12 protein-coding genes and 2 pseudogenes are annotated in these 14108 nt (G+C 42.6%); 8 read left to right on the top strand and 6 right to left on the bottom strand.

Translation table 11 applies throughout. From position 1 onward, the window contains the following. Positions 1-63 precede the first annotated feature (63 nt). Complete coding sequence (locus ACYRY3_RS25340; protein WP_460204399.1) at positions 64-1290, bottom strand: DUF4336 domain-containing protein; 1227 nt, start codon at positions 1288-1290, stop codon at positions 64-66. Between the two features lie 209 nt (positions 1291-1499). On the opposite strand from ACYRY3_RS25340, the gene ACYRY3_RS25335 reads away from it, so the two are divergent. The 3 genes from ACYRY3_RS25335 (at position 1500) to ACYRY3_RS25325 (ending at position 2885) form a co-directional block, all read left to right on the top strand. Beyond that, positions 1500-2060 carry a Uma2 family endonuclease gene (locus ACYRY3_RS25335; protein ID WP_460204398.1) on the top strand — a complete coding sequence of 187 codons (561 nt, stop codon included), beginning with the start codon at positions 1500-1502 and terminating at the stop codon, positions 2058-2060. Positions 2061-2255: 195 nt separating this feature from the next. After that, positions 2256-2546 carry a hypothetical protein gene (locus ACYRY3_RS25330; RefSeq protein ID WP_460204397.1) on the top strand — a complete coding sequence of 97 codons (291 nt, stop codon included), beginning with the start codon at positions 2256-2258 and terminating at the stop codon, positions 2544-2546. Positions 2547-2666: 120 nt separating this feature from the next. Beyond that, positions 2667-2885, top strand: a complete 219-nt coding sequence (locus ACYRY3_RS25325; RefSeq protein ID WP_460204396.1) for a hypothetical protein — start codon at positions 2667-2669, stop codon at positions 2883-2885. A gap of 3 nt (positions 2886-2888) precedes the next feature. Here ACYRY3_RS25325 and ACYRY3_RS25320 read toward each other — a convergent pair whose 3' ends face one another. Next, a complete protein-coding gene (locus ACYRY3_RS25320; RefSeq protein WP_460204395.1) occupies positions 2889-3869 on the bottom strand; it encodes an aldo/keto reductase in 981 nt (326 codons plus the stop codon). A 285-nt stretch (positions 3870-4154) separates the two neighbouring features. Between ACYRY3_RS25320 and ACYRY3_RS25315 the strand changes: the two are divergent. Both ACYRY3_RS25315 and malQ read left to right on the top strand, forming a co-directional pair. Beyond that, positions 4155-5078, top strand: a pseudogene (locus tag ACYRY3_RS25315) (glycoside hydrolase family 10 protein); the annotation flags it as partial. Then, a pseudogene (gene malQ / locus ACYRY3_RS25310) lies at positions 5074-5796 on the top strand (4-alpha-glucanotransferase); the annotation flags it as partial. The pseudogenes ACYRY3_RS25315 and malQ, both read left to right, overlap by 5 nt. A gap of 162 nt (positions 5797-5958) precedes the next feature. Here the strand turns inward: malQ and ACYRY3_RS25305 are convergent. Together ACYRY3_RS25305 and ACYRY3_RS25300 are read right to left on the bottom strand one after the other, a co-directional pair. Then, positions 5959-6759: a helix-turn-helix domain-containing protein gene (locus ACYRY3_RS25305; RefSeq protein ID WP_460204394.1), complete on the bottom strand. Its 801-nt coding sequence runs from the start codon at positions 6757-6759 to the stop codon at positions 5959-5961. Positions 6760-6870: 111 nt separating this feature from the next. Further along, positions 6871-7623 (bottom strand): pseudouridine synthase, encoded by a 753-nt coding sequence (locus tag ACYRY3_RS25300; RefSeq protein WP_460204393.1) that lies wholly within the window; start codon positions 7621-7623, stop codon positions 6871-6873. Between the two features lie 143 nt (positions 7624-7766). Here ACYRY3_RS25300 and ACYRY3_RS25295 point away from each other — a divergent pair, with 143 nt between their 5' ends. Continuing rightward, positions 7767-8480: an LmeA family phospholipid-binding protein gene (locus ACYRY3_RS25295; protein ID WP_460204392.1), complete on the top strand. Its 714-nt coding sequence runs from the start codon at positions 7767-7769 to the stop codon at positions 8478-8480. A gap of 127 nt (positions 8481-8607) precedes the next feature. On the opposite strand, the gene ACYRY3_RS25290 is transcribed toward ACYRY3_RS25295, so the two are convergent. Further along, complete coding sequence (locus tag ACYRY3_RS25290) at positions 8608-9492, bottom strand: phosphatidate cytidylyltransferase (RefSeq protein WP_460204391.1); 885 nt, start codon at positions 9490-9492, stop codon at positions 8608-8610. A gap of 74 nt (positions 9493-9566) precedes the next feature. Beyond that, positions 9567-10169 carry a precorrin-6Y C5,15-methyltransferase subunit CbiT gene (gene cbiT / locus ACYRY3_RS25285; RefSeq protein ID WP_460204390.1) on the bottom strand — a complete coding sequence of 201 codons (603 nt, stop codon included), beginning with the start codon at positions 10167-10169 and terminating at the stop codon, positions 9567-9569. A 189-nt stretch (positions 10170-10358) separates the two neighbouring features. Here cbiT and ACYRY3_RS25280 point away from each other — a divergent pair, with 189 nt between their 5' ends. Then, on the top strand, positions 10359-11882 hold the full coding sequence (locus tag ACYRY3_RS25280; protein WP_460204389.1) for a serine/threonine protein kinase: 1524 nt from the start codon (positions 10359-10361) through the stop codon (positions 11880-11882). Continuing rightward, positions 11879-14062 (top strand): ATP-binding protein, encoded by a 2184-nt coding sequence (locus ACYRY3_RS25275; protein ID WP_460204388.1) that lies wholly within the window; start codon positions 11879-11881, stop codon positions 14060-14062. The genes ACYRY3_RS25280 and ACYRY3_RS25275 overlap by 4 nt, the downstream gene beginning before the upstream one ends. The last annotated feature ends 46 nt before the right edge of the window (positions 14063-14108 follow it).

The raw sequence follows: 14108 nt of genomic DNA, 5'->3' as shown, positions 1-14108 counted from the left end.
GTACTAGTCGCTTGGATGTACGTTCTCTTATGTTCTAAACACAATCGTTTATGGAAAACGTTCTCATACCTTCTCCTTTGCTAACGGTACAATACCAAACTTGCTTAACCCTTCATCAAGTTCCCTCAGTAATTTAAAATCCTCCCTTGGCAAAGGATAACTGCTACTGCTGAATAAGCCAGCACTTACAGCAGGGTGGTTTTCAAGAAAGGAGAATGCTTGTCGAAACTGATGCGGTTGTGCTTTTATTGGTGCATCAAAATGGCAGGGAATAATCCACTGGAAGTCCCAACTTGCGACTTTATCAGCCCAGTTAATAGTTTCCTGAGGTGCTCGATTAAGAATCAGAGTTTGTAAAATTGGTGCTACAAACAAACGACCATCACCTCGCAGTGCATCAAATGACTGCTTCCATTCAAGGTTCCATTTGAAAGGAAATAACCCAAAGTAAGCTTTTTTAGAACGTTCGGGCGCTTTTAGGGCGTGGCGAAAGACTTCACCCCATCCCCTAATTTCCAACATACTAGGTTGGAAGTACAAAGCAAACAGTGAAATGCGCTGCCATCCCTTACGGCGATTTGCTTGATTGTCTTCGACTATGTCAGACGCCTTATCCTTTGCATGGAACAGCAACGGGTAGGGGTCTAATTGAACGATCGCGGGCGGTTCTTCTGGTACGGAAATCACTGAGTCAGTTACAAGCAGGGTGTGCGATCGCTTGTGCAAGAACGCAACTTCTGCAAACCGACCCGGTCCTAATTCAATAGGGCCAAGTATTGCATAATCAAACTCGTTGGCAAAAGGAGTTTGACTGCTATCTTCTGGAAGGACTTGAGTGCGTTTTGAGGGTAAGCCCAGCCAACTAAGGGGAAGATTCAGAGGAAAACTCCACTGCTTGGGAGCCACAAACACCTGTGCGTTGGGAAAGCGTCTGGCAAATGGACCGACAAAGACTTTATGTTCTAAGCCAGAAATTGTTGGCAAAATAATGTACTTGACATCGCCGTGTTCTGCCACCAACTCATTAACAAGACGAAGACATTCCGGAGTTGGTGCAACAGGCGCATAAACCAGGAGACCCCCTTCATCAAGTTTTACCACAGTCATGCGAATGGGCACAACGACATAAAAAATACCCTGAATCTGGTCAAAAGTCCAAACCGTGCCCCTAACCACTTCTTTGCGAATTGTCCGCCGGAGACCAAATGGGTAGAGTGGCAAAGCGGGCCAGAATTGCCATGAGAAGTCCTTAAGATTGTTATCTTGTACCTGCGTTTCCTGCGCGTTCATCTTGAGTTAAGCCACTCCAATTTCCGTTCAAATATCCAATGCTCAAATTATTCTTAATTTAGTCCTTTGAACTTCGAGTTTAGCAAGTTGCGTAAGCAATAAACTAGTTTTTGTCGATCGCCAAACATTCCAGTCAACCTTGTTAGAGTAGACCAAAGGACAATGACCGAACTCCCACCGCTAGTTTCCGTATTCCAGAATTTTTCAGTATGGCTCAAAGCTTATCCAGGCTAATATCTTTTGAAGAGTACTTAGCACTTCCAGACAACGACAACCGTTACGAATGGGTCAACGGAGAATTAATTTGCATGGCTCCACCAACAGGGCAACACGCTGACATCGTAGAGTTCTTGGTTGATGCACTTAGAGGAGAAATCAAGCGCCTTGGTCTTGATTGGGTAGTGCGACCGGGTAATGTTGGCATCCGCACTGTGGAAACCAAATCCCGGTTGCCCGACGTATGCGTAATCACAGGTGAGCAACGGCAAGCAATTAAAACGGTTGCTGCCGTACTTCGGACGCCGCCGCCACTGGTAGTAGAAGTAGTAAGCGAGAGTACGAAAAACGTCGATTACAGAGCTAAGCGGAGTGAATATGCGGCTGTAGGCATTCCCGAATATTGGATTGTAGACCCTATGGAAAACAAGGTAATAGTTCTTACTTTAATGGAAGGATTTTACGAGGAAGTTGTCTTTACAGGTACGCAAACTATTCAAAGCCAGGTTTTTCAAGAACTCAATTTAACGTGTGATTCGGTGCTTTCAGTATGAGGCCAGATTAACCGGATAGATACAATACAGATAGAGCCACTGACTCTTGACAAGATTAACCAAATCATCTAAATTTTTGCTGGCTCTTTTAACACTTAAAGATTTTCACCAGTTAATGTATTGTTTTTAACGTTACAGGGTTGGTAAGAGTAATCTGGGGTGACTATCTAAGGAACAAGCTTCCGTTGGTTGAATATGAAGCGTTTAATTTTGCAAGTTTTAGGTACAAGCGATATTTTAGTAGATGGACAAGAAGGTTACAAACAGCTACAAGAGAGCTACAATCTAAATGATATCGAGCGAAAAGCAACAGATAACGATAAGACATTAATTGAGAATTTAAATAGGGTTGATTTTCCTCTTATACAAAAGCTGAGCGATAATCAACCATCCGATACTATATTTGCTTGTATCCTTACTACTCAAGTGAGGTGGGTGAAAAAACACAATAATTCTGTTGAGTATTGGAACGAATACGTTCCATAGGATGGAATTTGGTGGCAGCATATTTTATCAGAATGGTGCAAACAACAAAATCTCAATCATTATCCAATTTTTCTTGATGTAACGCCAGAAATTCCTTATGGTGCTGCTGATTGGGAAGGGATGGCTGAATTGATAGATTCCTTACTAGATAAATATTTTTCTTTTAATGACAAAAACTTAATTTACTTCCAACCCCAAGAATCGGAAAAGATTCAGATAGATACGATTCTTGTGCAGCATAGCAGCGGTACTCCAGCTTTAAGTAGTGCCTTTAGCAGATCGATGTCAATGTGGATTATTATTTCATCATCCCCGTGCTTTGGAACGGCGCAACACTGAATTTCACTTCGTCTGAAAAATATTTTGTACCATTTTTTTATCCGAACTAGCAGCCGCATTATCCAACTCAGCAACCTCGCCTGCATCCAACTGCCAACCCAAAGCACCAATATTCTCCCTTGCTTGTTCTACAGATTTTGCACCGGGGATCGGAAGAGTTCCTTTGCTGATACACCAATTGAGTGCCACTTGCGATATGGTTTTGTTTCTTGCTTGTGCGATCGAGCGCAAACACCCCACCAGGGGACGAATTCCCGGTAATAGCTGTCTAAATAGCAAACCTCGGATGCCTTTAGGAAAAGGACCTTGTTCGGAGTACTTTCCCGTCAATAACCCCAACCCTAAGGGGCTATATGCAATCAGTTTAATCCCAAGCTCATCACAAACCTCTTTTAAACCTAATTGAGTTACCGGATAGGTAGACAGCAAGGAATACTGAACTTGCAGGCTGGAGATAGGAACTCCCCGTTCGGTAAACTTTTGATGCACGCGTTTGAGCCGTTTTGGACCATAATTGGATAGACCTATTCCCTTGACTAATCCTTGCTCGTAGAGATCGGCAAGACCATCTAAAAGTGCTACCTCTTGCCAGGGGGCGTAGTTTGCTGTAGACCAATGCATTTGTACCAAATCTACATTTCTTTCAAGGCGGTTGGCTGATGACTTGCAAGCAGATACCATTGACTGTCGTGTCAATCTCCATGGATACGCAGCAAGCTTTGTTGCAATGCAAATATCTTCTTGATTCGACCCCACATAATCTTTGGAAAACCGTCCTAGCAGTTGTTCGCTGCGTCCGTTTAATTTCCCTGTTCCGTAAGAATCTCCTGTATCAAATAAGGTTACTCCATGACTGACACATAGGTTGAAGACAGCTTGCAACTGGTCGTCCATGCTTTCATTGTATCCCCAGAGCAATCGGTTACCCCATGCCCATGTCCCACAACCCATTATTGGAAAAGAGAGTTTTTGGCTCGTCTGCATTTTTACTTAATAGAAGTTTATTTTATACTTTGTACCTTTACGAAAGCTTCGCTAAAAGTTCACTGTTAGTCAATCTATTAAGGAATGTTAGCTCCCATAATTATGACATATTAACTACCCATCTTTACGCAAAAGCCACGGTTGGCACAATTGACTTAATATCTGCGTCAACTATCCTACTGTGTTTTCTCTGCTCGGGTTCAAAGGAAGCAACAATTCAATGCAATGCATTGAATAACTACCAATTAACCAATTCTCTAGTAGGCATAAATGCTTGTAAACTGTATGACTAGTAGATTCAATCGGAAAAGCACACGATGGGGCGTGTGGGTAGTAAGAGCATTATTTACGTCTATGAAATTGAAATTGCGTTTCATTCCTCAAGGTTGGCAACGAGGACTCAAATCTCTTTTCCCACTCCTTGTTTTGATATCCTTTGCTACGGTACTTTTAGTACACAGCCTACCCCCAGCGATCGCTCAACTTCCCCGCCAGGAAATCCGTGGGGTTTGGATGACCAACAATGATTTTAACATCATGAGAGATCGTACCAAAGTCCACGATGCTGTCACCCAATTGCGGCGGCTGAACTTTAACACAATCTACCCTGTCGTCTGGAATTCTGGATACGTTATGTATCCCAGCGCTATAGCAAAACGTGAAGGTATCCAACCTTTTGTCTTGAAAGGTATAGATGGACGTGATATACTTGCAGACCTTATAGCTCAAGCTCACCGTCAAGGCTTGCTAGTGATTCCTTGGTTTGAGTTTGGTTTTATGGCTCCCGAGACATCGGAACTAGCCTTGAATCATCCAGATTGGCTGACGCAAAAGCAGGATGGCAGTCGAACTTCAATTGGTGCTGCAGGTGAGGTTGCATGGCTCAATCCCTTTCATCCAGAAGTACAAAAATTTATCACCGATCTCGTGCTGGAAATTGTCACCCAATATGATGTTGATGGGATTCAGTTTGACGACCACATGAGTTTGCCCTCGGAATTTGGCTACGATAAATACACGGTGGCGCTGTACAATCAAGAGACTAAAAACAATCCCCCAAGCAATCATCAAAGTGCCGCATGGACGCGCTGGCGAGCAGATAAAATTACGGCGTTTATGGTACAGCTCAATCAAGCTGTAAAAGAAAGAAAACCCACAGCCATTTTCTCTGTTTCCCCCAATTACTACGACTTTGCTTACAAGGGGCAACCCAGTCTATAACTGGGAGGAATTAAAGAAACAAGACTACAAGTGGTGGATTGGTCGCTTTAAAGCGTTGCTTGACTATGTGGACGTAATTCGTATCGACCACTTCCGAGGGTTTGAAGCTTACTGGGCTGTCAAAAGAGGCGAAAAGACAGCTGTTAATGGAGAGTGGATTAAAGCCCCTGGAGAAGAGTTGTTTGAAGCAATCAAACAGAATTTGGGCAGACTACCCATTATGGCGGAAGATTTGGGGTTAATTACGCCAGAAGTGGAAGCACTGCGAGACAAGTATGAATTTCCTGGAATGAAGATTTTGCAGTTTGCCTTTAGTGCTGATGCTGGTAATCCGTTTTTACCGTTTAACTATTCGCGAAATTGCATTGTCTACACGGGAACTCATGACAATGACACAACCATCAGTTGGTTTAATCAAGCAACAGACTACGAAAAGCAGTACGTGCTAAATTATTTGGGTTGTCTCAGCCCTGATGGTATCCATTGGGATTTTATTCGACTGGGTCTGAATTCTGTGGCAAATCAAGCAATTACACCTTTGCAGGATGTGCTAGGACTGGGAGGAGAAGCCCGGATGAATTTTCCAAGTAAAGCTGAAGGAAACTGGGAGTGGCGTTATACCTCAGACAGTTTGACAAAAGAGGTGAGCCAGCGTTTACAAATTCTTACTCAAATTTCCGGACGCAGCCCGCAACGGAAATCTTGACCGGGATAAGGAGGACAAAGGAGACAAGCGAGACCACCGGGACCAGGGGGACAAGGGAAACCAGAGAGCCCAGAGAAACTAGGTAGACTAGCGGATAACGGGAGGTAGCCATTTTCCCTCCCTCACTCCCTCACGCCCTCACTCCCTCACTTCCTCCTCTTTTCAAAACCTATTCGCTGCAGCGATAGTAACTTCCTTCGCTTTGCCCGGTTCTCCCATTTGCTTAGCTTCTTGTTTGTTCACACTCACAAGAACACCACCAGCATTTCCTGCTTTCACAGTCAGTTGTCCTTGGGCTTTCCATATACGGTGAGTTCCCTCTGGTAATTCACCTTCATACTGAAGTTTGCCATCAGCGACAACTCTGATCCAGGATTTCTCTTTCAAAGTCACGCCGATTTGTACCTGTTCACCATCACTTTCGGAAGCGCGAGTAAACGCTTGAAGCTGAACGTTTTTATTTTGGGTCAGGTTTGATTGTGAGAGGTTTGTTTGTAACTTCAGACTGTTATCGCGGCTACTTACTTGCAAAGTAGCGCTATTTAAAAATTGGGACAAGCCACTAACAGAACAAAAAATTAAAAATATGTAGAGTAAGTAGAGATGGACGGGGCGCAATTGATCGGCTGATGTTGTTTTCCAAATTGGTCTGAGATTTACACGATTTGTACCAATTGGATAAGTGCTGGCAAATTGTGTTCCATTGAAACCCAGCGCATCGGCATATTGCCTGATCAAGCCTTGGGTATAAACTGGTTCTGGCAGTTCAGATAAGTTACCTTCCTCTATTCCCTGCAGTAATCTTCGGGAAATCTTGGTGGTAAGAACCATTTCTTCCAAGGACAGACCCAGTTCTAAGCGCCGAGTCCAGAGTTGGGCACCCATTTCTGCCAAGATCTCGGTTCGCTGGTGCTCTAATGAGGGTGTTGCTTCCCGCTTATTTTTTCTTTTTAGCCACTTCATAATCCTGTTAAACTCCTTACCCAGCTGAATCATTAATAGGTAGCTTCCTAAAGTTTTGAGCTTTGCTCTACTTTTAGGCAGAAGCTAACGACAGAAGCCGTTGCTCAAACTTCATACTTGTTCAACTGCTTTTTTCAGAAAGCGTATTTCAAAATCTTCTAGGTGACGATACTCACCCTCGGCTAGTAAGCCTTGGACGGGTGCGTCTAATTGAATTGGGCCTATGGCTGTGCGATGTAGTTTGATAACCCGGTGTCCCAACTGTTGGGCAACACGGCGTATCTGACGTTTTCTCCCCTCCTTTAAAACAATTTCCAACCAAGTAGAAGAAGAAAGTTTTTCTATTACTTTTACTTGTGCTGGTCTTGTTTTTCTTCCTTCCAACAGCACACCCTGACGCCACATTTGTAACACTTCTTTCTGAGGATGTCCCTCCACTAAAACACGATATGTTTTAGAAATATTGTGCCTTGGATGGGTTAACCCAAATGTTAAATCTCCGTCATTTGTAAGTATTAATGCTCCTGTTGTGTCTGCGTCTAAGCGACCAACAGGGTGTATACCCTGGCTGGAACTTAATTCTTTGGGTAGTAAATCCAGGACGGTCCGTCTTTGTTGAGGATCGTGGCAAGTGGAAACTACACCAGGTGGCTTGTGCAACAACAAATACACTAATGTTGGACGTTGTACCACAGACACGGGCTTACCATCAACAGTGATAATATCCCTTTCTGGATCTGCTCTTTGTCCCAAATGCGCCAATTCACCATTGATGCACACCCGTGACTGCCGGATGATCTCCTCTGCTTCACGCCGGGAGGCAATACCCCATTGAGCCAGAATTTTTTGTAACCGCGCCTCCATGTGGAAATTACTTATGATTGATTTAACAACTGGTAAATAAATAATATATTTACATTTTGTGGCGAATCGCCATAGGTGTTAAATTTAAGATTTATTTCAATACTTGTTTTTTTTGGCAACATACCCATAGGTAAAATAGTTAGATGCAAAACAGTTTCCAAACGCGAAATACAAACAAAATCCGCATAGTGACTAATGTGCTCACAACCGCACTCAAGCTTTGGTTAAAAACACAAGTCAGTCAAGTTGCCCAACTCGAAGTAGAAATTAAAGCTAGCGATCGCCAACTTCTTTCTGGATGCATCCCTTTTGTATCTATCTTTGCCAGTCATGCTGTTTACCAAGGTCTCCATCTTACACATATTCAACTAGTTGCAGAAAATATTCGCGTCAACATTGGCTCAGTACTTAAGGGACAACCACTCAAACTGTTAGAAACAGTACCAGTGGTTGGCGAACTGATCCAGACAGAGGAAGACTTAAACCTTTCCCTCTCATCTAATTTATTACTGACTGCTCTAAATGATACTCTGGTTCAATTATTACCAGAACAGTGCTCAAAATCCAAGTCGGTACATTGGCAAAAAATTAATCTGGATAACAGTAGGCTAGTGCTTTCTGCTACCTTGCCAGAGGAAAGCGAACCTACTCACTTAGACATCAGTATGAATTTAAAATTACTGAGTTCTCATGAGTTAAAAATCAGTCAAATAGACGTTCAAAGCCGTCCTACTGTTATGTTGAAAGGGATAGATAACGAACTTTATTTCGATCTGGGATCGGATGCTGATATCCAAGAACTAACTTTGAACTCGGGTAAGCTAGTGTGTCGCGGACGAATTAATGTCAACCCATAATAATTAGAAATAAAAAATAGAATATTAGCCCCTATTAACTTTAATTATAACATAAATGAATTATTAAAGTAGGGGTTATTTTTCAATTTCAATTAATTCCCGTACAAAATGCAAATTTTCTGACAATTTAATTGCGTGTTACCAGTGGCAACAGAAGTGTAACAAAGTAGTACACTAAAGGCGCAGTAAAAATATAGCTATCAGTCCGATCCAAGATACCTCCATGACCGGGGATCAACTGCCCCGAATCTTTGACCCCCGCATCACGTTTGAGCATGGATTCGGTGAGATCCCCAAGAAGTCCGGCAATACCAATTAATAACCCTAAGGCAACACTAGTAAAGGGGAATCTTGACCATTTCAGGTAGTAAGACCCAAATACAGCAACAGTAACACTAGCTAAAACTCCAAAAACAGCGCCCTCTACAGTTTTTTTCGGGCTAATGTCTGAAAGTGGAGTTTTTCCAAAAAATTTCCCCACAATGTAAGCACCTATATCAGATGCCCAGATGCACCCAAAAGTGAGTAATGTAGCCGCCAAACCTTGCGGTAGCAATTCCAAATCCCATCTTGCCAAAGCATCCCATACCTTTGATAAATAATCACCCATAGGCAAATGACTGACCGAACCATCTAGCGATCGCAGCCGTACCCAGTAACTTGGCAAATAACCCGTGTAAAATAGCCCTAAAATAGATGCGGAAATATCAGCGATCGTTGCCATTTTGGGCTGAAACAGCAAGTAAAAACAAATAAAAGTACCAGCCACAGGCATAACAGCATCAGCTAAATCGCCATCTAGAGTACAAATAATTAATAAGACTTGACTGACAACGATGGTAGTTTTAGCAGCAGGTGCCATCCCTTTGGCAAGCACCAAATCAAAATACTCCCGCTGCCCTAAAAAAATAATAATCGCGAACAGTATGGTAAAATACCATCCTCCCAGAAGGGTAGCTGTTAAAGCAAGGGCTATTGCAATAATTCCGCTAATAATACGAGACCAAGGCATAGATAAAAAGTATAAAGTATGAAGGAGAAAGGATGAAGTATTGGGATTCATCCTTCATACTTCACCCTTGAGTTCTAATCTAGTTTCTCACCACTCAGGATAAAAATGGGGTTGACAGCAGTAAAAGCTTGCGAAGAACCTTTCGTTTCCAATCGGTTAACCGCTGACTGAATAACCTCAACATTTCTAGCTTGGAGCATGGCAAAGCTTTGAGAAATAGAATACAAGCTTTCTAGATTAGCAGCTGTGGCAACAACTCTACCTGTTGGAAGCAAATATTGCCATACAGCTTGCATGATTTCTGGGATAGAGCGACCCCCCTCAATACACACCCGGTCAGGAGCAACTTTGATATAATGCAAACACTCTGGAGCACTCCCCTGAACGACTTCGACATTTTGAACTTCAAAGCGAGCGCAGTTGTGCTCGATCAGGTTTGCGACATCTTCATCTCGTTCTATAGCGATAATGTGCCCATCAGGACACAGCAACCCCGCTTCTACTGGAATAGTACCTGTTCCAGCACCAATATCCCACAAAACTGTATTGGGTTTCAGCCGCAGTTGGGAAAGTAACAGCAGTCTAATTTCTCGCTTACTTAAGGGAATTCCCGGCAAGCGCTCAAACAATTCATCTGGAATACCAGGAGTAATGTAAGGCCAAAGTTGGGAGGTCATAAGCAAGTTATATCGTCAAGAGTCCAAAAAACGCGGTCTGGTGGATATTCTTGATATCCTGGTTGTATAACTTAGAATTTGGAATGCTAAGTATCGGTACGGTTATAGTAAGGATATAAGTTTGCCTGAGCTAGGTAAATAAAGCTAATACACACAAAAAATTTCAAGTTAGAACCATAAATCATCATAATGAACGGTCAGGTATTCGGCGAGCGATATGAAGTACAGCAACAAATTGGGAAAAAGGCTGGGCGGAGAACGCTTTTGGCTCGCGATCTATTGACAGGAGAATTAGTAGTTATCAAGTTGCTAACTTTTAACAGTGACTTTGAATGGAACGATCTCAAGCTGTTTGAGCGGGAAGCCGAAACCCTAAAAACCTTATCACATCCCTCAATTCCTCGCTATCTAGACTATTTTGAGGTAAATTTACCTAGCATAAAAGGATTTGCTCTTGTACAGACTTACATAGCAGCACAAGCCTTGGAGAAGTACATAAAAGCTGGACGTACTTTTACAGAAGCAGAAGTTAAACAAATAGCTAAAGCCCTCCTCATCATTCTTATTTATCTACACGAGCAAAAGCCCCCTATCATTCACCGCGATATTAAGCCAAGTAATATTTTGTTGGCAAACCGCTCGGGAAATAATGTCGGTCAAGTATTTTTGGTTGATTTTGGTTCAGTGCAGACGGCGGCGGCAACAGAAGACGGGACAAGGACTGTTGTAGGAACTTACGGCTATATGCCACCAGAACAATTTGGCGGACGCACAGTGCCTGCTTCTGACCTTCACGGCTTAGGTGCTACTTTAATTTACTTGGTTACGGGGGCTCATCCAGCAGATTTACCACAGAAAGACTTGCGAATACAATTTGAACAAGCAGCAACCTTGAGCCCAAGTTTGACAAAATGGTTGTCATGGATGGTAGAACCCAGTTTGGAACGCCGTTTGAGTTCTGCACGAGAAGCACTAGCAGCTTTGGAACACCCACAGCTTTTGCAACAGCCACATCCATTAGAAGTGTCGTTTAATGACTGGGTTAAAGAAAATTGGTATTGGGATGGCAACAGTTGGGTCAGTAGAATACAACAGCAATCAGAAAAGCCAGGTCAGCTCAAGTTGAATGGGAGTTATCTAACAGTTAAAATTGCTCAACCTGCCAATAGCAAAATCAAATTGCAAAAAGATGAGAATTGTTTAGAAATTCTTGTTCCTCCAACGGGTTTCCAGCCGTCAATGACTTTCATGGGTTTGTTTGCGATCGCCTGGAATTCATTTATTTTTTTCTGGACGGTTAATGCCTTCTCTGCTCCTTTCCCTGCTAATATCCCTTTTGTGTTATTCTCACTTCCTTTTTGGGGCGCTGGCTTTCAGATGATGTCTTCGATTTTATTTCCTTTGTTGAGACGTAGTCGGCTTACCGTAGACCGATTTTCAGTTCGTTTCCTATGGGAAATATTGGGATTTCAATACAATCGCGTACCTCCTACAGCAACAAGGGATATCACCAAATTGGTCTATACTCCGAAAACTTTTATCAACGATTTGCAAGGTAACACAATTGAAATTCCACCAAAACTCACAATTTGGGCAGGAGTCAATGAGTACCAACTTGGTGGGAGAAAAGGTCTGACTTATTCTGAACCAGAAATTCAATGGTTAGCTTATGAATTAAGTGATTGGTTGGGTTTGCCTCTGACTCAAGAATGACAAATTACGAACAGCTTCACATTCCTGGCTCAATTCAGCCTCATGGTTTTCTACTGACGTTGAGTAGCAAACTTGACATTTTACAAGTAAGCAATAATATTCAAAAACATTTAGGAAAAAAGTTAGAAAATTTACTGAATCAACCTCTCAGTACTTTGCTTGACGCAACCCAAGTTGAAGCTATCCAAAAATGCTGGCAAAAACACGAAGGTATTATCAGCTCCTTTAAACTGTCAATTCCCACTTCTGACGGAGAGAAATACTTTGATGGTATTGTTCATCGTACCGATGATACTCTCATCCTGGAGCTAGAACCAGTTGATTCTCTCACGCAAATGAGCTTTTTAAGCTTCCATGCTTTGATTCGTGAAGTGATATCTAAATTGCAGAAAACACCAAACCTCACGGATTTTGTTCATTTAGTTGTATCCGAAGTGCGGAAAATAACAGAGTTTGACCGAGTGATGGTCTATCAATTTGACTCCTCAGGAGCGGGGATCGTCATAGCCGAAGATAAACGAAAGGATTTATCACCATTACTCGGGCTGCACTATCCGGCTACAGATATCCCCACCGAAGCTAGGGAATTATATAAGCGTTCTATGCTCCGCTTTATTCCCGATTTTGATGCTCAACCTGTTGCGATCGTTCCGGTTAACAATCCCCAAACGCAACAGCCCTTGAATTTAAGCCTCTCTGTACTTAGGAGCGTCCATCCCTGTTGTGTTGAGTACCATCAAAACATGGGTGTGGCAGCCATCCTAGTTGTACCCCTGATTCGGGAGCAAACACTTTGGGGATTAATTTCCTGCCATCATGAAACTGTAAAACACATTCCTTGGGAAGTACGGAGAATCTGCGAGTTTTTAGGACAAATTGTTTGCTCAGAGCTAGTCCATAAAGTGAGTCAATCTGAATTTGACTATGAGGTAAAGCTTAAATCATTACAATCTGAATTTATAGAATCCATTTCCCAAGCGGATAATTTTAGAGAAGCGCTTGTTTACCCTGAACCTCGCTTGCTAGATTTAGTTGATGCAACAGGATGTGCCGTTTGTCTGGATAATGAAATCACGCTTGTGGGAACAACACCCGCGATGGAAGAAGTTCGTAACTTGATTGAATGGGCAGACGCTCAAATCACTGACAACTTGTTCTCCACCAATTCTCTACCGCAGCTTTACCCGGAAGCTCTTGCATTCAAAAATGCTGCTAGCGGTTTGCTGCTTTTACGGATTTCTAAAGTCCGGCGCTACTACATCCTTTGGTTTCGTCCGGAAGTGCTTCAAACAGTCAATTGGGCGGGCAATCCAAATGAATTGATGCAGGTTGATATCAGTGGTAACGTAGCTATTTCTCCCCGAAAATCCTTTGAAAAATGGCAGGAAACGGTTCGATTGACTTCTCTTGCTTGGAAACCATGTGAACTGAACAGCGCCCTGGCTTTAAGGAATGCGATCGTGGGTATCGTCATTTCTAAGGCTGATGAGTTAGCCAAAATTAACCATGAGTTGGAGCAAAGTAACCGGGAACTCGCCTCTTTTGCCTATGCTGCTTCCCACGATCTAAAAGAACCTCTACGGGGTATTTATAATTACTCAAATGTTCTGCTGGAAGATTACGCTCACCTATTAGATGAAGATGGAATTGACTATTTGCAGACAGTCGTGTTTTTATCCCAACGGATGGAAACTTTAATTAATGCTCTGTTGCGTCTCTCGCTGTTAGGTCAAACGAAACTGCACAAACAAACTACCAATCTTAACGAACTACTCGATCGCGTGCTTCGTGTCTTTCGTGCTAGCTATCACAATGCCAACCTTGATATTCGCATCAATACTTTACCTACAGTCCAATGCGATCCTGTTTTGCTCGGCGAGGTATTTGGTAATCTCATTATTAACGCGTTTAAATATAACGATAAATCCGACAAATGGGTTGAAATTGGCTTTGAAGCTCCAAATGCTTTCTACGTAAGGGACAATGGTATTGGTATTCCACAACATCACCTCCAAAATATCTTTCGACTTTTCAAGCGTCTCCATTCTCAAGAAAAGTATGGTGGTGGAACAGGTGCAGGGCTAGCTATTGCCCAAAAGATTGTTGAGCGTCATGGTGGTCGAATTTGGGTTGAATCTACCGTAGACGTTGGCTCAACTTTTTATTTCACACTGGAATAGTTTAAAATTTTTCTATAAAAACCTTCTATTATATTACGCCTGTTGA

The organism is Scytonema sp. NUACC21, from assembly GCF_054684315.1.
Note: the sequence above shows the minus strand (reverse complement) of the source record. Positions and strands in the feature narration are given on the sequence as shown.

What these genes read in the sequence shown, in the direction of transcription:
- ACYRY3_RS25340 (WP_460204399.1), bottom strand. Translation starts at nt 1,290, where the DNA reads ATGAACGCGCAGGAAACGCAGGTACAAGATAACAATCTTAAGGACTTC.
- ACYRY3_RS25335 (WP_460204398.1), top strand. Translation starts at nt 1,500, where the DNA reads ATGGCTCAAAGCTTATCCAGGCTAATATCTTTTGAAGAGTACTTAGCA.
- ACYRY3_RS25330 (WP_460204397.1), top strand. Translation starts at nt 2,256, where the DNA reads ATGAAGCGTTTAATTTTGCAAGTTTTAGGTACAAGCGATATTTTAGTA.
- ACYRY3_RS25325 (WP_460204396.1), top strand. Translation starts at nt 2,667, where the DNA reads ATGGCTGAATTGATAGATTCCTTACTAGATAAATATTTTTCTTTTAAT.
- ACYRY3_RS25320 (WP_460204395.1), bottom strand. Translation starts at nt 3,869, where the DNA reads ATGCAGACGAGCCAAAAACTCTCTTTTCCAATAATGGGTTGTGGGACA.
- ACYRY3_RS25305 (WP_460204394.1), bottom strand. Translation starts at nt 6,759, where the DNA reads ATGAAGTGGCTAAAAAGAAAAAATAAGCGGGAAGCAACACCCTCATTA.
- ACYRY3_RS25300 (WP_460204393.1), bottom strand. Translation starts at nt 7,623, where the DNA reads ATGGAGGCGCGGTTACAAAAAATTCTGGCTCAATGGGGTATTGCCTCC.
- ACYRY3_RS25295 (WP_460204392.1), top strand. Translation starts at nt 7,767, where the DNA reads ATGCAAAACAGTTTCCAAACGCGAAATACAAACAAAATCCGCATAGTG.
- ACYRY3_RS25290 (WP_460204391.1), bottom strand. Translation starts at nt 9,492, where the DNA reads ATGCCTTGGTCTCGTATTATTAGCGGAATTATTGCAATAGCCCTTGCT.
- cbiT (WP_460204390.1), bottom strand. Translation starts at nt 10,169, where the DNA reads ATGACCTCCCAACTTTGGCCTTACATTACTCCTGGTATTCCAGATGAA.
- ACYRY3_RS25280 (WP_460204389.1), top strand. Translation starts at nt 10,359, where the DNA reads ATGAACGGTCAGGTATTCGGCGAGCGATATGAAGTACAGCAACAAATT.
- ACYRY3_RS25275 (WP_460204388.1), top strand. Translation starts at nt 11,879, where the DNA reads ATGACAAATTACGAACAGCTTCACATTCCTGGCTCAATTCAGCCTCAT.